Consider the following 19,961-nt stretch of genomic DNA (forward strand, 5'->3'; position numbering starts at 1 on the left):
GCCGCGCGCACCGGGGGCGGACTGCTCTTCGGGGAATCGTTCGGACGGGTGCCCGTCGTACTTGAGGGAGTACCGGAAGAACTGCGTGCCGTCACAGTCCCGACTCGGCGAGACGGACAGATGGGTTTCTGTCATGCCCGGGGCCGTCGCACCGGCAGCTTCGGGCCTCAGCGTCACTTGGCCCAGGAGTCGATGAATTACCGGCTGGATGGATAGGTCGGTGCGCTTCGCGACCCTCGACACGCCGGAGTGGTTCACTCTGGCACGCAAAATACTGGCTATGGTGTAACTTCCTCATCGTGAGCGAACACCAGGATGTCATCGCGGAGTTCGGCGACGCCGGTCTCCTGGCTGGCTTGCGCTGGGCGTATCTGGCGGCTACCGCTCGGGCTCTGGAGACGTACTCCGAGGCCGACGGTCACGACGCGGCCTTGCTCGGCAGCCTCAGGTACACGTTGTTCCGTGATCGCCTCGACCGTGTGTTCGCTTGTGAGCGTTACGCGGTGCGTTCCGGCAACGACGACGCCGACCTCGACCTGCTGTACGACCAGCTGTCCGAACGGGACATCGACACCATGCCGCAGCTGGATGCGGGGCTGGTGCGACGAGCCGACCTCAACGGCAGCCCCGGTTGGGCGCACGGTGAGCGTCGATTCCTGCTCGCCTCATGTGACTTCGGAGAACTTGACCGGCTGCCGTGGCCCCGCAAGAGCCCGACCAAGCAGCAGGTAGCCAGGCAGCGCACCTCCGAGCCAGCGCAGCCCTCACTGTTCGAAGGCTTGGAGGCAGAGGAGTTCGGCGGTCTGGAGATGCTGGCGGCAGAGGCGGAACTGGACCTCGAAACGTACGTCGTGGCCCACACTCTCGACCCCCTCAGCGGACGGACTGAACTGGTTCTGGGGCGCCCCCGCCTCAATACCGGCGGGGGACAGGCATGGCACTGGCGGCACGACATCCTCAGCACACCGCCGTCCGACGGCGGACGCCGCACGGATGACACGCCGCTGCCGACCGGGCCGAGCACCGTGCCGGACGCACCCGTTCGCCTGCGCCGGCCCATGGAAGAACGCCCAGGCAACCGTGCTAGTGATGAAGGGTGAGTTCTCGTACGTCTACGCTCGACCGAGCGGCGGAAGTCGCCGCGCTCTTCGACAGTGCCCGCCTCAAAATGGCGAGGCACCTGGCGGGCCTGCGCAAAAGCGACCTGGCCGCTCTGGTCGACAAGAGCCCAACCGCGGTGGCGGCCTGGGAGTCCGGAGCCAAGCGGCCGACAGCCGCCACAGTGGCGCAGCTGGCACTGAGTCTGTCAGTCGACCCGGGGTTCTTCGCGATCCGTGCAGAGGACGTCGCTGCCCTCTGCACGACACCGCACTTCCGCTCGCTCCGTTCCACCAGCCAGCTGGCCCGAGACCAGGCCTACGCCTACGGCCAGCTCGCCGTGGACATCACGAACAGCCTTGAACGGCACGTCGAGTTCCCGGATCCTGCCGTTCCCAGCCATCCCGTGCCAGTGGACGACCCAGACGGCGACGGCCCGGAACGTGCCGCTCAACTCCTCCGCCAGGACTGGGCGATGGGGGACGGCCCTGCCGGACACATTGTCAGGATGCTGGAGAACCACGGCGTGCTCGTGGTCTTCAGCCCCCCGCAGACAGCGTCGGTCGACGCCTACTCGTTCGACAGCAAACTGCGTCCTGTGATCGTCCTCAACCCAATCAAGCGGGACTACTACCGGCAGCGCTTCGACGTCGCGCATGAACTGGGACACCTGATGATGCACAGCGACGCAGAGCCCGGCGGCCGCATCGTTGAGGCCCAAGCCCATCGCTTCGCCGCCGAGTTGCTCATGCCGGCCGACCAGATCCGAGACCTGCTTCCCGCCACCATGGGCGGCGCCGCCTGGCAGACACTGGCCCGGCTCAAAGAGCAGTGGGGCGTCAGCATCCAGGCACTTCTGTACCGTGCGCGATGGCTCGGCAGACTCAGCGACACGTCCTACCGCAACGCCATGACGACCATTTCAGCCCGTGGTTGGCGCCGGAACGAACCGGGCCTGATCAGCGCTATCGAGCAGCCGTCCCTCTTGCCAAGAGCTGTGGAGTTGCTGACGCAAGAAGGCATCGACGAATCTCAACTGGTGACGCAGTGCCGCATGCCGACGGAACTGTTCCGCACCGTGACGGCCCGGACGCCGGACAGCGAATCGCCTACCCCGGCGCCGTCGCCAGACAGCCGTCAGCAGGTGAGCGGGCGAGTGGTCTCCCTGCTGGAACGCAGACGACGGCCCTAGATTCCCCAAACCGCGCAAAAGTCACAACGGTCCTCATGGGGAACGCAGTTGGAGCAACGGATCGTCAGGTTCCGCTGACGTCCAGCCCCTTTCGTCGCCCGTCCTTCGAATCGGGCGGATAGCCCTTGGCACGCAGCCAGCTGTCGAGGGCGAGCGCGACGATGTCGCCGTGAGGGATGTCGGTGTCGGCGTTGCAGCGGCGGATGCGGCGCTGGAACTGGAGGACCTCGGGGACGGCGTAGTTGAGCTGCCCGCGTTTTGTCTGCCGGTTACTGATCACGGCCATGGTGTCGGCGTGCGGCGTGAGGACGTCGTCGGACGGCTGGAACTCGGCGTCCAGGGCGTCGGCGATCTCACGTAGTCGGGCGGCATAGGGGGAGCGATCAGGCACGAGAGCTCTTCGGGTCGGTCTGGCTAGGCGGATAGGTATCCGCCTATTGGGCTATTGGAATAGTCGGCAGGGGCGGCCGCACCCCGACATGAGGGCGGCCGCCTCGCGAACTGCGGTCGGCTCAAAATCCGCGGGCGGTGAGCCACTCGTCCAGCGCGACGGAGACGATGTCGCCGATGGGCAGGTGGTCGAGTTCGTTGTCCAGCGCGAACCGTTTGATCCGCTTCTTCAGCTTCAACGCGGCGGGGACCGACGAGTCGAGACTCTCGCGCATGATGATGCGCTGATTGAGGACAGCGGCGGCCTCGGGAATGTTCTCGGGACGACCGGGACCGTAGGCGTTTGGTGCTCCCTCACTGGGCGACTCCTGCGCCCGAGTGTCCTGGGCCTGGTGGGGTGCAGGACTGTCGGGTCTGAACGGGAACGCCGTACCGGCTGCCGCCGGAGTGACCGCCGGGCGGATGGCCACCTCGGCAGTCGGTGCCGTGCCAGAAGCTGCGGGTGCGGCGTGGGACGGGCTGCCCTGACCGTCGGTTTCGGCTGTCTGGTTGGGCTGGCTCCCAAGCGCTCCAGACTGGGGAGCCGCGGCCACTGGTGGCGGCTGCCGCTGGGCCAGCCGGTCGGCGCGTTCCGTCCCCGGCTCGGCGGTCTCGACGTTTTCTGTCAGATCCTGAGCCGGTGCCTCGAAGGCAGCGGCCACAAGAGCGTGCTGAACCCGCGGTGTACCAGCACCAACCACGTCGTCCTGCGCGGTGGCCTGTTCGGCGGCGAACTGCTCGGGCGTGAGCTCGGCGGCCGGGGGAGGGGGCGGCGGGGTCGTCTTCTTGGCCCCGCCCAGGGCACGCCCGCCGGTGCGGCGAGTCGGCGGCTTTGGCCTGTCGTTCTTCTCGCTCATGCCTCGGTCAGCTCCTTCATCAGGTTGGCGTACTCGCTCAGTTCGGTCGGGACCTCGCCGAAGGCCTCCATGTAGTGCACCCATGAGTGGATGGCGGTCTCGGCGAGCGGGAACGGCTCGTCGCGGTCCGGGCCGATGCCCTCGCCCTCGGCGGGCTCCAGCAGCTGCTGCTTCGCCCGGCTGGGCAGGCTGGTGCGGTCATCTGCCTTGACCATCACGACGTGGGCGGTGACGCCGTGGTCGTTACGGGCGGCGGCGCGCTCGGCCTCGTCGAAGGTGGCCACGAGCTTGCGGCGCTCGATCTTGGTAGGAGCGACCGGCACGAGCAGCAGGTTCGCCTCGGTAACAGCCTCGTGGAAGATGCGGGCGCTGCCGCCGCCGGCGTCGACCACGATCGCGCCGAACTCGGCACGCTTGGTGCGGATGTACTCGGCGATGTCGTCGAAGGGGTATCGCTCGACGACCAGGTTGGCCGGGATCTCGAAGCCGGCGGCCTGGGCGACCTTGAACCAGTCGTAGGCGGACTGGCTGGTGGCGTCCGCGTCTAGCAAAAGGGTGGGCATGTTGAGGACGACGGCGTAGTAGAGGGCGATGAACCAGGCGGAGGTGGTCTTGCCGGTGCCGCCCTTGAGCATGCCGACCACGATGACGAAGGCGTCCCAGGCGCTGGCCGCGGCAGCGGCCAGGGTCTTGGTACGGGTGTTCTCACTCACGAGTGCTTGATCTCCTGAATCGGGAAAGGCGCGTTGACGTGCGTGCGTCGGCGAGAAGGCCGACGTTCGGTGGCTGCTGAGCGCGGGCGAAGGAGGACCCCGAGCAGCGCTGTATTCGGGATGGCCCGTCATCGGTCCCGTGATCTTCCAGACCGGGCCGGGAACCCGTGCGGGGGTGTTCATGACCGCTTCCTCGGGGTGCGGGCCGGGCCGTGGTGGTGCTTGGGGCGCATGCGGGTGCCCGCTTGGTGCAGGAGCCGGTAGACGGTGCCGACGGAGTAGCTGTACTCCGCAGCCAGGTCCGGCACCGTGGCTCCGGCCTCGTACCGCGCCCGCAGGGACGACGCGAGCTTCATGCGCCGTGCTCTACTGGCTGCGGAGCGGATACGCAGCGTCTGCTGTGTGGTCCGCGGCGTGCCCCCGGCCTCGATCAGCAGGCGCCGAGCCACACGTCGTGTCACGGACCCGGCTACGGCCAACTCCGCGAGCGTGGCGCCCTGTTCGTCGTAGAGGCGACGCAGACGGGCCGCGAGATTGCGGCGGGCTTGCTCCTCGCGCATCCCGCGCGTCTGCCACGACGTGCGCATCACGGTCCCCGCTTTGCGCAGCCGGTTGAGGACCGTGCCGTACGACAGGCCACTGCTCGCCGCAAGTTGGTCCACGGTGGAACCGGACTCGTACTGCTCCCGCAGTGCTTGCGCGGTGACCTCATCGTCGTGATCGGCCGTGGGTGGAGGGGGTGGGTTCACGCTGCGGACTCCCATTCGCTGCGGGCTTCGGCATGGGCGGCGGCCAGCTCGTCGTAACTGCGCTGGTCGGCGGGGGTGATGAGGATCAGTCGTCCATCGGTGGCGATCCGCCAGTCGGGAGCGGCGCGGCCGGTGACCGGATCGAGGACGCAGCCGTCCGGGGCGTGCCACGCGGTGGGAGCCTCGTCGGGGCGTGGCGTGGGAACCACGACCTGGCGCCCGTCGCGGACGATCACCACGGCCTTGCTGCGGTGTTCCGACAGCCGCTCCAGCGCCCGTTGGTACGCCGCGCGCTCGGCGGCGTGTACCGCCTTGCGCCGGGATGCGACGCCCGCGGTCCCGTGCCGCGTCGCGACTGCATCCCAGCCGCGGGCCAGCTCGGCGATCTCTTCGGCCGCAGCCTCCGGAGGGCGGTCGCCGAAGCCCTCCAGAGCATGAGGTGCCAGGGTCCAGGTCTCACCGCTGTGGTGGACGAGGCCGTGGTCGGCCAGGCGCCGCAAGGTGCGGTAGAGGGTGGCGCGGGAGACGGAGGACGAGCCGACAAGCTCGGCGGCCGTCTGCGCCGCACGGGCATGCAGTGCACCGATGATCACCAGTGCGGCGCTGCCGAGACTGCGGTAGGCGAAGGCGTCGTGGCCCATCAGCCGGCCGATGACGGTGGAGTCGAGGTCGGCTGTCGTGCCCGTCTCAGGAGTGGACCACTCCTCAAGTGCCAGGTCGGGGGGGGGTACTGAGTGGTTCGGAAACGAGATTGCGCTACGGGGATGCTGTGGCGGTCGGGGCCGCCCTCGGCGAGATACCAGGTCGAGCCCTCGCGACCGTTGCCGACGCGCAGACGCCGCAGCCAGCCCCGTGGCTTGAGGACGGTCTCGTAGACGACCCGGAGGGTCGTGCGGGATATCCCCGCTTCCTCCGCAGTCTGCCGCTCGCTGGCGTGGTGCAGGGGCCCGCCCGCGATCTCGGCGAAGTTCAGATGCGCCCGCAGGACCCGCAGCGCGGTCCGCCCACGTTCCCCACGCCAGGGCGTCGTCTCGATGCGGTCGCGCAGCGCGGCAAGCACCTCATACGCGTGGTGCCGCGATTCCAGCACCGTCGTGTTGCTGACCGCGGCCGAGGCGCTGGCCCACACCCGGTCGACGTACGCCAGGGCACGTGACTGGCCGGAGCGCAGCGCGATGTTCCGGGCGTGCTGCCCGCCCTCGTGCTCGGGGTGCAGCAAGAGCTGCGTCAGCTGGTCGACGGTGCCGCCGGTGCGAGCGACATGGCAGGCGATGGCCGCCGTGATCCGGTGCCCATGCTCGGACGCGCCTTGACGATCCGCGCGCGGGAGCACGTTCTGGCCGTCGGTGGCGAGCTTGCTGTAACTGCCCGCCGCGTAGCGGCCGGTGAGATCCCCGAGCAGGATGAGATCGGCTGCAGCCGTAGGCAGCTGGTGAAGACCCAGTCGCTCGCCTGGGTGAAATGGCCGTCGGAGAGAAGGTGTCTGGTAGGTGCTGTATGGCACTGTGGAGCCGTCCCGCAAGGACAGAGACGCCACCCAGGCCCGCTAAAACCACGGGTGGTGTCCGGTACCGACCTCCAATCGGTGCCAGCGATGCCTCCAGGATGGCCATCCTGGAGGCATTCGTATGCCTGGCTCCGGTGCTGGAGGCAGGCGTCCCCATCGCGGCTCGACCGAGATCGAATCCGAGTGCCGTCAGCGGGTCCACAGCCTGACCAACGCCGTCTGACCTGGGCTGACTCGGACCAAAACAGAGGGCGAACGCCTCTGATCGGCTCCGAGCAGCTCGGTTCGAATCGGGGTCGAATCAGAGCGGTTTCCCCTGACTGCCTCCGGTCGTCTCTGCGACCCGACCTAGCAGGTCACAGCCGATCCGGCCCACAAAGGTGCAGGTCAGAAAGGTGGGTCAGGAATACCCGGCGTACAGCCCGACTCGTCTGCCTCCCAGGCTTTGTCCGCCCAGCGGAGTCGGTCCCTGGCTTTCCTTGAAGGCTGGCGGCAGCTGACGTCTGCGCTGGAGCCGTCCACCCCGCTGGGTCCCGTGGGTAAGCTTGATCGCACCGTAGTCGCGGCCCGACGGGCTTCCGCTCCACTCCGGTGGAGTCTCGAAGGACACGCCCCCACCCGCACGAGTCATTTCGTGCTGCCTGGGGGAAGTCCTTGCTGTTCCGCGCGTCCGCCGAAACGGTCGCCGTCATGGCGTTCGACGGCTCGCTCTTCCTGCATCTCACTGAGCAGTTTGCGCACATGCACGGCTATCGCCCCGGCCTGTCCGAGGTTCGCTCCTGGGAGCGAAGTCTCCCGGTTCTGGCCTCCGCTCTGAACGAGGCTGGTCTCGGCGCTGTCGAGGTCATGATCGAGTACGCGTTGCCGCTGAACAGCAAGCGTGCCGATGCCGTGCTCGCCGGTGTGCACCCGGTCACGGGGGAGCCGTCGTACGTCGTGGTGGAGCTGAAGCAGTGGAGCCAGGCAACGCCCGATGAGGACGATCCGGTCCTCTGTTATGTGGACGCCTACGCACACCCCGTCCTCAATCCCATTGAACAGGTGCGGAGATACAGCGAATACCTCGTCAATTTCAATGGCGCGGTCGCTGAGCACCGTCAGCGTGTCAGTGGAGTGGCTTTCCTCCACAACGCCACCGAGTTCGGGGTGAGTGGGCTACGTGAGCTCGAAGTCGACGGCCAGGGGCAGTTGTTCACCGCCGAGCGCCGAGGAGAGTTCCTCGACCACCTCCGCGCCAGACTGAGCGACAAGCATCCGGGCGCCCGGGTAGCGGACGAACTCCTCGCGGGCAGGGCGGTCCCCTCGAAGCAGTTGATGTCCGTCGCCGCCCAAGAGGTGCGCGACCGTGAACAGTTCATCTTGCTGGACGAGCAGCAGGTCGCCTACCGCATGGTCCTCAACGCCGTTCGCAAGGCGAAACGGTCCGACCACAAAGAAGTCCTGATCGTCACCGGAGGTCCCGGAACGGGAAAGAGCGTCATCGCCCTCTCCGTGCTCGGTGAGCTGTACCGGCAAGGTGTCCCGGCCCTGCACGCCACCGGCTCCCAGTCGTTCACGAAGACCATGCGCAAGGTGGCCGGGGCCCGCAAGCGCGAAGTACAGGACCTCTTCAAGTACTTCAACAGCTTCATGACGGCCGAGAAGAACACCCTCGACGTACTGATCTGCGACGAGGCTCATCGCATTCGTGAGACCTCCGCCAACCGCTACACCCGGGCCGCCCAGCGCACGGGGAAGCCGCAGATAGACGAACTCATCGACGTCGCGCGCGTTCCCGTGTTCCTCCTCGACGAACACCAGGTGGTGCGCCCGGGCGAAATGGGCACGGTGGCCGAGATCAAGGCAGCGGCCGCCCGCAAGGGCGTCGCCTGCCATGTCATCCCGCTGGAGAGCCAGTTCCGCTGCGGCGGCAGCGACGCCTACCTGCGATGGGTGGTACGGCTGCTCGGCTTGGAGCCGGGTGGTCCTGTGACCTGGGACCCTGACGACCGCATGCGGCTGCTGGTCGCCGAGAGCCCTCAGGAGATGGAGGCCTTCCTGGAAGCCCGCCGCACCGAGGGCTACGGAGCCCGTATGTCCGCCGGCTACTGCTGGCCCTGGTCTCCGGAGCCCAAGCCCGGCCATCCGCTCCCCCTGGATGTCGTCATCGGCGAATGGGCCCGGCCCTGGAACCTGCGCGGCGAACGTGCGGTGTCAGGGGCGCCGCCGTCTGCCTTGTGGGCCACCGACCCGGCGGGTTTCGGACAGATCGGCTGCGTCTACACGGCCCAGGGCTTCGAGTACGACTGGTCCGGGGTCATCATCGGCCCGGACTTGGTCTGGCGGGGTGACCGCTGGGTCACGGATCGTACGGCGTCCAAGGACCCCGTGTTCAAGAAGTCCACGTCGGACGCCGATGTGGACCGGTTGATCCGCAACACCTACAAAGTGCTCCTGACAAGGGGCATGGTCGGCACCGTCGTGTATTCGACGGACCCGGAGACCCAGGAGAAGCTGCGCGAGCTGGTCGGAGCGGAGAAGGTGACCGCTGCGGTGTGACAGTGGGCTCCCGCGTGGCATTCAATACACCGCCGCGTTTCCGCCAACTGCCGTGGCCTGCCGCAGCGGCCTCGGGCAGAAGCCGTCCACGCGAACCATCGGCCTGCCTAAGATCACCCGTACCGGATGCGGCCCGACGGGCTTCCCTCAGCAGGACACGCCCCCACCCGCACGAGTCACTCGTGCCCTGGGGGAACCTCCTCGTGTCGATGCTCCTGCTGAAACTCTCGGCAAGAGACCTGCTCACGCTCAATTCAAGGCGCAGGATGGTGCCTCATCTCGCCGAGAGGTGGAAGCACTTCCGGCGTTCCGAGGCGTCACTGACCGAACGCTGCGCCTGGGCCGAGAGCCTGGTCAACCTCGCCAACGACTTGGTGGCGGCGGACCGCGGCAACGTACAGATGGTCGTCGAGTGCGCGGCGACGGTGGATCAGCCCGAGGACCCGAACGACCTTCGTCTCGTCGACGTGGTGCTCATCGGCAGACATCCGGACAGCCATGAGCTGTCAGTGCAACTCGTCGAACTGAAACGATGGTCCACGGTGACCCGGGTCGAAGCAGCCACCGCCGACCTGGTCCACGTACCCGGGATGATGGAGCCCAAGAGGCACCCAGCCCTCCAGCTACAGGAGTACTACCAGCTCTTCACCGGAGACCGAGGACCGCTGAGCGGACTGGCCTTCGAGTGCGGTGGCTTCGCCTACCTGCACAACGCCACCGACGAATCCGTCAAGCCACTGATGGACATCACCGCGCCCACGGGCGTGTACGCGCGCATGTACACCAACGACGGCCGCGACCGGCTCCTGACGGATCTCCGCAAGCACTTCGCGGAAGACGGCGGCGACGCCGCGGCCGAAATACTCCTCAGCCGGATGAACCTGCGGAACACACCCTTGCTCGATGCGATGATCCGGTCACGGGGTGAGGACACGGTGTTCACTCTGCGCGGGCGGCAACGGCAGGTCGCGGAGGACATCCTGGACACTGCTTCCGTGGTTCTGGGGGACCCGGACCAACCCGCTCTCGTCCCGGACGACAGACGTGTCGTGTTCCTCGTGACCGGTGGCGCCGGGACCGGGAAGAGCGCCATCGGTCTGCAGGTGAAGGCGGAACTCGAAGCCCAGGGGCGAACTGTCAAGTACGCCAGCGGCAGCCGGGCCTTCAACGGCGCGATGCAGGAGCACGTCGGTTACGGTGACCGGGAGTTCAAGGAGAGCTTCACCTACTTCAGCAGCTTCGTCACACCGCCAGAGCCTCCTCTGGACGTACTGATCTGCGACGAAGCACATCGCCTCCGGGACCGTTCGACGAGCCGCTTCTGGAAACCCGAACAACAGGGCACACAGCCTCAGGTGGACGAGTTGCTCGACGCATCCCGTCTGACCGTGTTCTTCCTGGACCGGAGTCAGACCGTACGGCCGAACGAGGTCGGCACGGTCGAGCTGATCGAGGACGCCGCGAAGCGGCGCGGTGCCACATTGGTCCCCTATCAGCTCCGCGAACAGTTCCGCTGCGGAGGGAGCGACGCATACGTCCGCTGGGTACGAGCAGTCCTGGGGCTGTCGGAGGACCAGCCGGAGGAATGGACGCCGGACGGGCTGATGCACATCGAAGTCGCCGATACTCCCGAGGAGTTGGAGCGGATCATCCGCTCGGAAGCCCTTGCCGGTGCTACGGCCCGTATGGTCGCGGGCTATTGCTGGCCCTGGACCAAACCGCAGGGCAAGGAGAAGCGTCTCGAGGCCGATGTCCGCATCGGCGGTTGGCATCGCCCGTGGAACGCGGACAGCGAGACCTTCTGCGAGAACGGCGCGCCCCCGTCGAGAATCTGGTCCGTGAACGAGGCAGGGCTCGACCAGATCGGCTGTGTGTACACGGCGCAAGGGCTCGAATGGGACTGGTGCGGCGTCATCATGGGCGACGACATGGTGCGCCGCGACGGGCATTGGGTGTTCCGGCGTGGCAAGGACCGCAAGGAGCCGGGAACCAGCATCAGACGAGTGGCGGAACCAGGGTCGTTCGACCCTAAAGTTCGGGCGAGCAGTCTCACTGACGACGACTTCGCCCGGTGCGTTCGCCACGCTTACCACGTGCTGATGACGCGTGCGAGCCGTGCGACTGTCCTCTACTCCACGGATGAGGAGACGAGGACTTACTTGAAGGCGCTCGTGGGCGAGGTGCACGTTCACGGGCTGCGTCCCACGTGGGAGAACCTCCCGCCCGAGGCCCGGGAGCCGCATCTTCCGCGCCCGTCCCGCAGTGGCAGGCGCCGCTCACGCAGGCGGAGGAGGACCGCGCCGTCCGGACAGAATCCCTTGTTCTGAAGGGGATCTGAGCGCTGCCCTGACCAGCATGGAACCGGGCGGTGAAAGAGTGGCGGGCTCACCGGGCCCGCCACTTGCCCGCGTCAGAAGAGCAGGCGCGCTGCCGCCGTGAGCGCCGCCAACACGAGGTTGGACACGACTCCCGCGGCGGCGCCCACCAGGACCTCACGGGGCCAGGTGCGACGCGCAGGCTTGTACTCGTCAGTGTTCACTGGGGCCACTCCTCGGTGATGGATTCGGAATGGCAGGGATCGCCCTACCGGGCAGCCGCCCTCACCGTGAAGCGAGGTCCACTTGGTGGCACCGCCGTTCGTCATCCACGACCGCTGAGGCGGCTCGCGAACGCTGCTCGCGTACCCTCCGGGAAGGTGCGCAGCGTGAACGCACCTTATCGCACCGTGCAGTTGAGAGCTCCTTGCTGCGACGCGGTCATGTGGCAGCAGTTCCACAGGCCTTCGGCCGGGACTCGTACGGACAAGGCAAAGTGCAGCCCGACCATTTCGGAGCGTCACCAATGGTGACATCGCTCGGCCGGCGAGCGCTGATTACTGGCCGTACGACAGTCCTTTGGGCAGCGTGATTCTGGAGGCCGAGCGGCCTTACCTGCGCGCCTGACGGGAAAGCAGCGAACTCATGCGCCCCAAGGTGCACATCGCTGAGCTGGCCGAAGAGTGAGGCGCGGTTGGAAGTAGTACGTGGGGCTGGATCACGCGTGGCGACGCACCCTGCGCCGCCCGGTGAGCAAGTCGTCGCTCAATCCGCCCTCAGACAGGGAGTTATACCCGCGCACTGGCCACAGCCGGCTCGACGGCAGCTGCTCTCAGCGTGCGGTGGGGTGACAGTGTGCTGCCGGGCGTTGGGGAGGAGACCGAGCGGATGCGCCGAGGGAGTCTGCCTCTTCAGGTGTCTTCCGCCTGGTCGTAGGTTTGGTTCATGCGGGTGTGATTCCGGAGGCTGTCGCTGAGTTGCGCCCTGTTGATGGCATCCTCGCGGACATGTCGCACTCCTCCAGGGCTGAATGAGATGCATCGGCCGTGATGGAGTCCGTGGCGTGGGCGGAGTTGCGGGAGTTGGCCGGCGTCGCTGGCCCGCCGCCGTCTAGCCGCAGACACGCATCCGCCCCGACCCGGTCACGCCGTAAGGGAAGGCAACACCACCGCATCCAGGTACCCAAGCAGGAACTCCCGGTCCGGCGGCTGGTTCGCCACCAAGGGGCGGGCCATCAGGGCGCCCACCAGGACGTGAGGGACATACGCCAACGCCGGGCAGTCCGGGCTGACTTCGCCTCGGGACACCGCTCGCAGCAGGATCGCTTCCAGGCCCGTCGGGTCCGGGTCGACGATCAGGTCCCGTAGGGCTCGTAGCAGGTCGGGGTCGGTGTGGACCGCGTGGATCAGGCCCCGCATCAGGGCGGTCTCCTTGCGGAGTTCCTCGTCGTCCATGCGGCTCACCACCTCGTGGAAGTCGCCCTGCAGGGAGCCGGTGTCGATGTCGCCCACCGCCTTGCCCTTGGTGTGGCGTAGTGCTTGTGCGACCAGTTCCGGCTTGCCTTCCCACTGGCGGTACAGCGTGGCTTTGCTGCAGCGGGTGCGGGTGGCCACCGCCTCCATGGTCAGGGACTCGTAGCCGACCTCGCGCAGGAGGTCCAGCACCGCTGCGTACAGCTCCTTCTCGCGCTCGGGGGAGAGGCGGCTGCGGCGTGTGCGTGGCGTGATGGCCTGGTCCGTCGCTGTCATCCGCGGCACCTCGTTCGAGCTTCGAGCGAAACGGTTTCGTTCACCTTGAGGGTAGCCTAGAGTGAGGTGAATACGAAACCGTTTCGGTCGCGAAAAGAGGCCAGGGGTATGACAGCCATAGCGCCAGGGGCAGCGACAGTCAGCCCGCCCGCCCCGGCCAAGCCCGGTCGTCCCCGCGACTCCGGCGCTGACGAGCGCATCCTGCGCGCCGTCGTCGACGAGCTCTCCGACCACGGCGTCGCCGGCTTCCGGATCAACAACGTCGCCGCGCGTGCCAAGGTCGCCAAGCGGACCCTCTACAGCCGTTGGGCCGAGCGGGACGATCTGATCCTCGCCGGGCTCAACACCCTGGCCCTCGACCTGGTCCCGCCCCGCACCGGCAGCCTCGTCGGCGACCTCAACGTGCTCTACGACGACATCGCCGCCGCCCTCGACAGCCCGCGCTGGCTCATCGCCGCCCGCTGTTCCTTCGAGCTGCCCAACTACCCTGAGCTGTACGCCCTGTTCCAGCGCGACTGCATCGACAAGCCCCTCGCCGTCGTCGAGGACGTCCTCCGGGACGCGCAGCTGCGCGGCGAACTGCGGACCACCATCGACCGCTCCGTGGCCGCCGAGACCTTCACCGGCTCCATCGCCGGGTTCAGCTCGCACATCGCCCGGCTGCGGGGGGTCAGTGCGCGCGGGGTGCGGGAGCAGTTCCTTGATCTGTTCTTTCGGGGGCTCGACGACGGGGCGGCGTAGTCACTCGCGCCGAGGAAGGTCCGGAGGGTGTCCGGCGGGACGGGCCGGAGGAGGTTCCGGAGAGCGTCCGGCGGGACTGGGCGGAGTAGGTCTCACTCGCCCTCCCCCCGCCCCGGTCCTGCCAGCGTCGCCCCCACCACCATCCCCACCGCGATCGCCGTCACGATCGTCACCAGCTTCAGCAGGTCCCGGAAGCCCTCGATGACGTAGCCGCCCGCCAGCGTCGTCAGGCCCCGCATGCCCAGTGAGCCGACGGTGAGGGTGAAGAAGCCGGGCAGGAGGAGGACGAGGCGGGGTGGGCGGTGCGGGGCGCGGGCCAGGATCGTGGATACGGCCGTCAGGACCACCGCCGCCACGAACGTCCCGCCCGTCTCCCCGATCAGCTTCGTCACCAGCGACTGGACCGCGACCGTCACGTACACCAGCGCCAGCAAGGGCCAGAACAGGCGGTACGGGATCGCGAACGCCAGGACCGTGCCCGCCGTGAACACGATCCACGACAGGAACAGTGCCCAGCGCGGGAGGTCGGCCTCCGCCGCTATGTCGAAGAGGGCGCGGGTCGAGGTGCCTGTCGCGTAGACGCCGAGCAGCACGCCCAGATACAGCTGGACCAGCAGGAACACCGAGCTGACCAGGCGGATCGCGCCCGTCGTCATCCGTCCCGCCGCCAACTCCGCCGTCGCCGCGCTCAAATAGTCGCCGGGGACGAAGTAGAACAGCGCCGGGAGCATCAGCAGGACCGGGCCGCCATGGGCGGGGGTGCGGGCGAACGCCTCGATCGTGACGACCGAGATCACCGTCGAGACGAGCAGGGGGAGTACGGCCGCGAGGCGCGGTACGCGGTCCGCCGTGACCGCCAGGGTCGCCGCGATCGTGGCCAGGACCGCCGTGGTCGCGATCTCGTACCACGTCGGCTGCATCAGCGGCGCGAATCCCAGCGCGAACAGCACGATGCCGATCAGCTTCGCCCACCAGGGATACGGCGGGCTCGACCCCTCGATGCGGGCGAGCGCGATCCCCGCCCGCGTCACGTCCGTACGGCCCGACCGTACGTCCGCCAGCAGCGGCTTCAGCGCCGTGACCTGGTCGAGCCGGAACACCTCCGGGACGCCGCGCACGGTGACGGTCCGCGCGGTCCCGTCCGCTGCGGTGACCGTCAGCGTCGCCGCGTCCGGGACGAGGAGCAGCGACGCGTCACCGCCCAGCGCCCTGGCCGTCGTCGTCACCGTCTCCTCGATGCCCTCCGCACCCTCGCCGCTGGTGTTCAGCAGCAGCCGGGTCAGCCGGGTGAGGAGGTCGGCGAGCTCGTCGAGCCCCGGGGCGACCGCACGGGACGACTCCACCACCCACGGCCTCCTACGAACTCCGATGCGATCGACGGCCCCCACGGCGGCCCCGCAGAAAGCCCCCAGGCGGCCCTCGCAGGCGACCCCGCCGAAAGCCCCCAAGGCGGCCCTCGCAGGCGGCCCCCACAAACGGCCTCCTCCACCCTGCTGCTTCGCCGACCGGCCCGGCCACGCGGGTGAGCCGTACGGGCGACGTGAGCGCAGGAGAGGGGGGAGCGCGAGCGCAGGGGAGGGAGGAGCGTGAGCGCAGGAGAGGGGGAGGACCGCCTCCACCGCCTCCACCCCCTCCACCGACCGCCCCCTCACGTCACCCCAACGGCCCAAGCCACCATGCGAGCCCCCCGAAACCCCCCGAGGCTGGCAGCACCCCAACTGCCCAGCCCCGGGAGGGCTTCATGGCATCGATGGACGTGCCCGCCGACGTGCCCAAGCGGACGCAGACAGCGCCGCCGACGCAGGCCGCGGCAGTGCGGGCCACCCCCGCCCCCGTTCTCACCTGGGTGACCCTGGCGCTGATGACCACCTCCTCGGTGGCCAGTCTGCGGGCCGCGCCGACGATGGCCGTGTACGGACTCGCCTGCGTGTTTCTCTACCTTGTCCCGGCGGTCGTCTTCCTGCTGCCCACCGCGCTGGTGTCGGCGGAGCTCGCGTCCGGGTGGAGCGGTGGTGTCTACCGGTGGGTGAGTGAGGGGCTGAGCAAGCCGCTCGGATTCCTCGCCGTGTGGTGCCAGTTCGCGATGACGATCTTCTACTACCCGAGCCTGCTCGCGTTCGTCGCCAGCACCATCTCGTACGTCATCGACCCCTCCCTCGCCTCCAACGGCCTCTACACCGCCATCGTCATCATGGTCCTGTACTGGACGGGCGTGTGGGTGTCGTCCCGGGGGACCAAGGCCCTTGCCGGGCTGTCCAGTTGGGGGCTCATCATCGGGACGCTCGTGCCCGGCACGATCCTCGTCGTGCTCGGCATCGTCTTCCTCGGGCAGGGCAACCCGTCCGCCGCGCCGATGACCGCCAGCCATCTGCTGCCCGAGTGGACCGGCCTCGCCAGCCTGGTCCTCATCGTCAACAACTTCCTCTCCTACTCCGGCATGGAGATGAACGCCGTTCACGTGTCGTCGCTGAAGGACCCGGCCAAGGAGTACCCCAAGTCCATGTTCCTGGCGATGGGGTTGGTGCTGCTCATCTTCATCCTCCCCGCGCTGGCGATCAGTTGGGTCGTGCCCGCCGACCAGACCAGTCTCACCGCCGGTGTGATGCAGGCCTTCAACGCCTTCTTCTCGTACTTCCACATCGGCTGGATGACCCCGATCGCCGCCGTGATGCTGGTGGCCGCCTCCCTCGGCGGCATGCTCACCTGGCTCGCCGGGCCGTCCAAGGGCCTGCTGGAGATCTCCCGCAGCGAGGGCTATCTGCCGCCCTTCCTGCAGAAGCTCAACAAGTACGGCATCCAGCAGAACATCCTGGTCACCCAGGGCGTCGTCACCACCGCCATCGCCCTGATGTACGCGCTGATCCCGAACGTCTCCAGCGTCTACTGGATCTTCTCCACGATCACCACGCAGGTGTATCTCATCGTCTACCTGCTGATGTTCGCCGCGGCCATGCGGCTGCGGAAGACCCAGCCCGACCATCCCCGCGGCTACCGCGTGCCCGCCCTGCACCTGATGTGCACCGTCGGGCTGCTCGCCTCCGTCGCGGCCCTCGCGATCGGCTTCGTGCCGCCCTCGCAGTTCGGCGGCGGCAGCGTCTGGTCGTACGTCCTCCTCATCGGCGGCGGCCTGGTCATCCTCGGCCTGCTCATCCCGTACGCCTTCCTCAAGTTCCGCAAGCCCACGTGGCGCACGGAGAGGAGCGCCTCATGAGCCCCACCCGGTTCGCCTCCGAGCACAAGTGGATCTACCTCGGCGCGATCCTCGTCCTCGTCGTCCTCGCGATCATCGGCATCGTCCAGTACGAGAGCGTGAAGTCGACCAACGAGGCCGCGGAGAAGGCCAACAAGCTGGCCGACGCCGCCGAGGACGCCGGCTATCCGCGCCCCGACACCGAGGTGATCGAGCGGGCGCTGGGCACCGACGGCGGGATCGTCTGCGAGGACCCCGCGACCGCCCTGCGGTCCGCCCTGTGGAAGATCAACGTCTCCAACGGGGCCGCGTTCGTGGGCCAGCGACCCGTCATCGGCGACACCAAGGCGCTGCGGGCGGAGGCCAAGATCCTGGAGATCTACTGCCCGGAGAAGCTCGACCGGTTCAAGGACCGGTTCGACGACCTGAAGACCGACGACACGGTGAGGCGGGACGCATGACTACGACCGAACTCGCGGAACGCATCGCCGTGTTGATGCCCCGCGCCAAGCAGGACCTCGCCGACCTCGTCGCCATCCCCTCCGTCGCCGACCCCCGCCAGTACCCGCCCGAGGAGTGCCGGCGGGCCGCCCAGTGGGTCGCCGACGCGTTCGCCGAGGCCGGGCTGCGGGACGTCCATCTCGCCGAGACCCCCGACGGCAGCCACGCCGTCATCGGTCACCGGCCCCCACCGCCCGGTGCCCCGACCGTCCTGCTCTACTGCCACTACGACGTCCAGCCCCCGCTCGACGACGACGCCTGGACCACCCCGCCCTTCACCCTCACCGAGGCCCAGGGGCGTTGGTACGGGCGCGGCACCGCCGACTGCAAGGGCAACATCGTCATGCACCTCACCGCGCTCCGGGCGCTCGGCGAGGACATCCCGGTGGGCCTGAAGTTCGTCGCGGAGGGCTCGGAGGAGCAGGGCACGGGCGGCCTGGAGGCGTACGTCGCCCAGCACCCGGAGCAGTTCCTCGCCGACGCCCTGCTGGTGTGCGACACCGGCAACGCCGAGGTCGGCACCGGTACGGCGACCATCACCCTGCGCGGCCTCGCCAACCTCGTCGTCACCGTCGAGACCCTCAACGGGGAAGTCCACTCAGGCATGTTCGGCGGCCCGGCCCCCGACGCCCTCGCGGCCCTCATCCAGATGCTGGCCACCCTCCGCGACCCCAAGACCGGCGCCACCCGCATCAACGGCCTCGACTGCGACGGCACTTGGGACGGCGTCGGCTACGACGAGGCACAGTTCCGCGCCGACGCCGGCGTCCTGGACGGCGTACAGCTCACCGGCACCGGCACGGTCGCCGACCGCCTCTGGGCCCGCCCCGCCGTCACCGTGCTCGGCGTCGACTGCCCGCCGGTCGTCGGCTCCGCCGCCGCCGTGCCGCCCACCGCCCGCGCCCGCGTCAGCCTGCGCGTGCCGCCCGGCACCGACGCCCAGGCCGCGCTCAAGGCCCTCACCCAGCACCTCACGGACGCGGCGCCCTGGGGCGCGCGGGTGACGGTCGAGACCGAGGGCACCGGCTCCCCGTTCCAGGCCGCCACCGACGGCCCCGCCTACACGGCCCTGAGCAAGGCCATGCAGCAGGTCTACAGCAAACCCCTCGCCTTCCTCGGCCAGGGCGGCTCGATCCCGCTGTGCAACGTCCTCGCCACCACCTACCCGCGCGCCGAGATCGTCCTGATGGGCGTCGAGGAGCCGCGCTGCCTCATCCACGCGCCCAACGAGAGCGTCGACCCGTCCGAGATCGAGCACATGGCGCACGTGGAGGCCCTGTTCCTGCACGAGTACGCGGCCGCGCACCGCCGTTGACAGGCCCTAGCGCGGGCCCAGCGACCGCTCCCGCACCCGCTCCAGATGCCCGACGAATACCTCGCGGGCGTCCGGCGTCAGCGTGCGCAGGGCGATCAAGGCGGTGATCACGACGTCGCACAGCTCGCTCTGGACGTCCTCCCAGGTATGGGAGTTGCCCTTGCGCGGGTTGCGGTTCATCGCCCCGATCACCGCCTCGGCCACCTCGCCGACCTCCTCCGACAGCTTCAACATCCGCAGGAGGAGGCTCTGTTGCCCGTCAGACGGGTGTCCGTCGGACGGGCGGTGCGAGTCGAGCCACGCCCACAAGTCGTCGATGCCCGACCAGATGTCGGGGTCCAGATCACTCATGGACGCAGCTTGGCACGCTCGGCTCAGCTCTTGCCGAGGAGCTTGTTCATCTCCTCGATCTCCGCGGTCTGTCCGGTGACGATGTCGTCGGCCATGGCGGTGGCGGGCTCATAGGCGCCCTTCGCCTTCTCCGTCTTCGCCATCTCGACCGCGCCCTCGTGGTGTTCGACCATCATGGTCAGGAACATCGTGTCGAAGTCCTCACCGGACGCCTTCTCCAGCTTCTCCATGTCCGCGTCGCCCATCATCCCGGGCATGTCGGACATCCCGGAGTCCGAGCCGTGGTCCATGCCCGGCATCGACTCCATCGACTCGCTCGCGGCCGGGACGTCCTCGCCCCACGCCTTCAGCCAGCCGGACATGGTCTCGATCTCCGGGTCCTGCGCCTTCTCGATGCGCGCGGCGAGATCCTTGACGTCCGCGGACGAGGCCCGGTCGGCGGCGAGTTCGGCCATCTCCAGCGCCTGACGGTGGTGCGGGATCATGCCCTGCGCGAAGGAGACGTCCTGGGCGTTGTGGGCGGCGGCGGACGCCGACGCGGAGGGGGATGCGGAGGCCGACGTGCCGTGGCCTGCCTCGTGACCGCTGTCGTCGCCCCCGCACGCGGTGAGGACGAGGGCGGCGCTGACGGTCGCCACGGCCAGAACGGCAGCGCGACGCGTACGGGCGGCGCGGGGCATACGGGTGGTGCTCATGCTGGAACTCCTGCTGGATGAA

The 19,961-nt window shown here is 68.4% G+C and carries 19 protein-coding genes; 8 read left to right on the forward strand and 11 right to left on the reverse strand.

Annotated elements, in window-relative coordinates:
• The first annotated feature begins 299 nt into the window (after positions 1-299).
• Both IQ210_RS32845 and IQ210_RS32850 read left to right on the forward strand, forming a co-directional pair.
• A complete protein-coding gene (locus IQ210_RS32845) occupies positions 300-1,100 on the forward strand; it encodes a hypothetical protein (RefSeq protein WP_194082820.1) in 801 nt (266 codons plus the stop codon).
• Positions 1,097-2,290, forward strand: coding sequence for a helix-turn-helix domain-containing protein (locus IQ210_RS32850; protein WP_256785621.1), 1,194 nt, complete (start codon positions 1,097-1,099; stop codon positions 2,288-2,290). Before IQ210_RS32845 ends, IQ210_RS32850 begins: the two co-directional genes overlap by 4 nt.
• A 64-nt stretch (positions 2,291-2,354) precedes the next feature.
• Here the strand turns inward: IQ210_RS32850 and IQ210_RS32855 are convergent, their stop codons facing one another.
• From IQ210_RS32855 to IQ210_RS47475, 6 genes are all read right to left on the reverse strand, one after another.
• Positions 2,355-2,681: a hypothetical protein gene (locus tag IQ210_RS32855; RefSeq protein ID WP_194082821.1), complete on the reverse strand. Its 327-nt coding sequence runs from the start codon at positions 2,679-2,681 to the stop codon at positions 2,355-2,357.
• A 121-nt stretch (positions 2,682-2,802) separates the two neighbouring features.
• Entirely contained in the window at positions 2,803-3,576 is a 774-nt protein-coding gene (locus IQ210_RS32860) for a hypothetical protein (protein ID WP_194082822.1), read from the reverse strand.
• Positions 3,573-4,289 (reverse strand): ParA family protein, encoded by a 717-nt coding sequence (locus IQ210_RS32865; protein WP_194082823.1) that lies wholly within the window; start codon positions 4,287-4,289, stop codon positions 3,573-3,575. The genes IQ210_RS32860 and IQ210_RS32865 overlap by 4 nt, the downstream gene beginning before the upstream one ends.
• 179 nt (positions 4,290-4,468) lie before the next feature.
• Positions 4,469-5,038 (reverse strand): helix-turn-helix domain-containing protein, encoded by a 570-nt coding sequence (locus IQ210_RS32870; RefSeq protein WP_322657214.1) that lies wholly within the window; start codon positions 5,036-5,038, stop codon positions 4,469-4,471.
• Positions 5,035-5,679 (reverse strand): helix-turn-helix domain-containing protein, encoded by a 645-nt coding sequence (locus IQ210_RS47470; protein WP_228048792.1) that lies wholly within the window; start codon positions 5,677-5,679, stop codon positions 5,035-5,037. Before IQ210_RS47470 ends, IQ210_RS32870 begins: the two co-directional genes overlap by 4 nt.
• A complete protein-coding gene (locus tag IQ210_RS47475) occupies positions 5,679-6,575 on the reverse strand; it encodes a hypothetical protein (RefSeq protein ID WP_228048797.1) in 897 nt (298 codons plus the stop codon). The genes IQ210_RS47470 and IQ210_RS47475 overlap by 1 nt, the downstream gene beginning before the upstream one ends.
• A 624-nt stretch (positions 6,576-7,199) precedes the next feature.
• Here IQ210_RS47475 and IQ210_RS32880 point away from each other — a divergent pair.
• Complete coding sequence (locus IQ210_RS32880; RefSeq protein WP_194082825.1) at positions 7,200-9,083, forward strand: DUF2075 domain-containing protein; 1,884 nt, start codon at positions 7,200-7,202, stop codon at positions 9,081-9,083.
• A 209-nt stretch (positions 9,084-9,292) separates the two neighbouring features.
• On the forward strand, positions 9,293-11,410 hold the full coding sequence (locus IQ210_RS32885) for a DUF2075 domain-containing protein (protein WP_228048851.1): 2,118 nt from the start codon (positions 9,293-9,295) through the stop codon (positions 11,408-11,410).
• A gap of 83 nt (positions 11,411-11,493) precedes the next feature.
• On the opposite strand, the gene IQ210_RS48320 is transcribed toward IQ210_RS32885, so the two are convergent.
• The gene (locus IQ210_RS48320) at positions 11,494-11,622 is read right to left on the reverse strand and encodes a DUF6408 family protein (protein ID WP_322657217.1); all 129 of its coding nucleotides are present in this window, start codon (positions 11,620-11,622) and stop codon (positions 11,494-11,496) included.
• A 918-nt stretch (positions 11,623-12,540) separates the two neighbouring features.
• Positions 12,541-13,146, reverse strand: a complete 606-nt coding sequence (locus IQ210_RS32890) for a TetR/AcrR family transcriptional regulator (protein ID WP_194082826.1) — start codon at positions 13,144-13,146, stop codon at positions 12,541-12,543.
• A 108-nt stretch (positions 13,147-13,254) separates the two neighbouring features.
• On the opposite strand from IQ210_RS32890, the gene IQ210_RS32895 reads away from it, so the two are divergent.
• Positions 13,255-13,887: a TetR/AcrR family transcriptional regulator gene (locus IQ210_RS32895; protein WP_194082827.1), complete on the forward strand. Its 633-nt coding sequence runs from the start codon at positions 13,255-13,257 to the stop codon at positions 13,885-13,887.
• A 92-nt stretch (positions 13,888-13,979) separates the two neighbouring features.
• Here the strand turns inward: IQ210_RS32895 and IQ210_RS32900 are convergent, their stop codons facing one another.
• Positions 13,980-15,230, reverse strand: coding sequence for a threonine/serine exporter family protein (locus IQ210_RS32900; protein ID WP_194082828.1), 1,251 nt, complete (start codon positions 15,228-15,230; stop codon positions 13,980-13,982).
• A 398-nt stretch (positions 15,231-15,628) separates the two neighbouring features.
• Between IQ210_RS32900 and IQ210_RS32905 the strand changes: the two genes are divergently transcribed.
• The 3 genes from IQ210_RS32905 to IQ210_RS32915 are packed head-to-tail and all read left to right on the forward strand — an operon-like array spanning position 15,629 to position 18,893.
• Positions 15,629-17,098 carry an APC family permease gene (locus IQ210_RS32905; RefSeq protein WP_194082829.1) on the forward strand — a complete coding sequence of 490 codons (1,470 nt, stop codon included), beginning with the start codon at positions 15,629-15,631 and terminating at the stop codon, positions 17,096-17,098.
• A complete protein-coding gene (locus IQ210_RS32910) occupies positions 17,095-17,538 on the forward strand; it encodes a hypothetical protein (protein WP_194082830.1) in 444 nt (147 codons plus the stop codon). The genes IQ210_RS32905 and IQ210_RS32910 overlap by 4 nt, the downstream gene beginning before the upstream one ends.
• The gene (locus IQ210_RS32915) at positions 17,535-18,893 is read left to right on the forward strand and encodes a dipeptidase (protein ID WP_194082831.1); all 1,359 of its coding nucleotides are present in this window, start codon (positions 17,535-17,537) and stop codon (positions 18,891-18,893) included. Before IQ210_RS32910 ends, IQ210_RS32915 begins: the two co-directional genes overlap by 4 nt.
• A gap of 6 nt (positions 18,894-18,899) precedes the next feature.
• Here the strand turns inward: IQ210_RS32915 and IQ210_RS32920 are convergent, their stop codons facing one another.
• Both IQ210_RS32920 and IQ210_RS32925 read right to left on the reverse strand, forming a co-directional pair.
• Positions 18,900-19,244, reverse strand: a complete 345-nt coding sequence (locus IQ210_RS32920; RefSeq protein WP_194082832.1) for a MazG-like family protein — start codon at positions 19,242-19,244, stop codon at positions 18,900-18,902.
• A gap of 23 nt (positions 19,245-19,267) precedes the next feature.
• Positions 19,268-19,939 (reverse strand): DUF305 domain-containing protein, encoded by a 672-nt coding sequence (locus IQ210_RS32925; RefSeq protein ID WP_194082833.1) that lies wholly within the window; start codon positions 19,937-19,939, stop codon positions 19,268-19,270.
• Between the last annotated feature and the right edge of the window lie 22 nt (positions 19,940-19,961).

This window comes from Streptomyces justiciae (assembly GCF_015163075.1).
Lineage (GTDB): Bacteria > Actinomycetota > Actinomycetes > Streptomycetales > Streptomycetaceae > Streptomyces > Streptomyces justiciae.

Excerpts from the sequence above, each read along its gene's own strand:
- IQ210_RS32920 (WP_194082832.1), bottom strand. The coding sequence starts at position 19,244 with ATGAGTGATCTGGACCCCGACATCTGGTCGGGCATCGACGACTTGTGG.
- IQ210_RS32910 (WP_194082830.1), top strand. The coding sequence starts at position 17,095 with ATGAGCCCCACCCGGTTCGCCTCCGAGCACAAGTGGATCTACCTCGGC.
- IQ210_RS32915 (WP_194082831.1), top strand. The coding sequence starts at position 17,535 with ATGACTACGACCGAACTCGCGGAACGCATCGCCGTGTTGATGCCCCGC.
- IQ210_RS32905 (WP_194082829.1), top strand. The coding sequence starts at position 15,629 with ATGGCATCGATGGACGTGCCCGCCGACGTGCCCAAGCGGACGCAGACA.
- IQ210_RS32890 (WP_194082826.1), bottom strand. The coding sequence starts at position 13,146 with ATGACAGCGACGGACCAGGCCATCACGCCACGCACACGCCGCAGCCGC.
- IQ210_RS32925 (WP_194082833.1), bottom strand. The coding sequence starts at position 19,939 with ATGAGCACCACCCGTATGCCCCGCGCCGCCCGTACGCGTCGCGCTGCC.
- IQ210_RS32860 (WP_194082822.1), bottom strand. The coding sequence starts at position 3,576 with ATGAGCGAGAAGAACGACAGGCCAAAGCCGCCGACTCGCCGCACCGGC.
- IQ210_RS32895 (WP_194082827.1), top strand. The coding sequence starts at position 13,255 with ATGACAGCCATAGCGCCAGGGGCAGCGACAGTCAGCCCGCCCGCCCCG.
- IQ210_RS47470 (WP_228048792.1), bottom strand. The coding sequence starts at position 5,679 with ATGGGCCACGACGCCTTCGCCTACCGCAGTCTCGGCAGCGCCGCACTG.
- IQ210_RS32885 (WP_228048851.1), top strand. The coding sequence starts at position 9,293 with ATGCTCCTGCTGAAACTCTCGGCAAGAGACCTGCTCACGCTCAATTCA.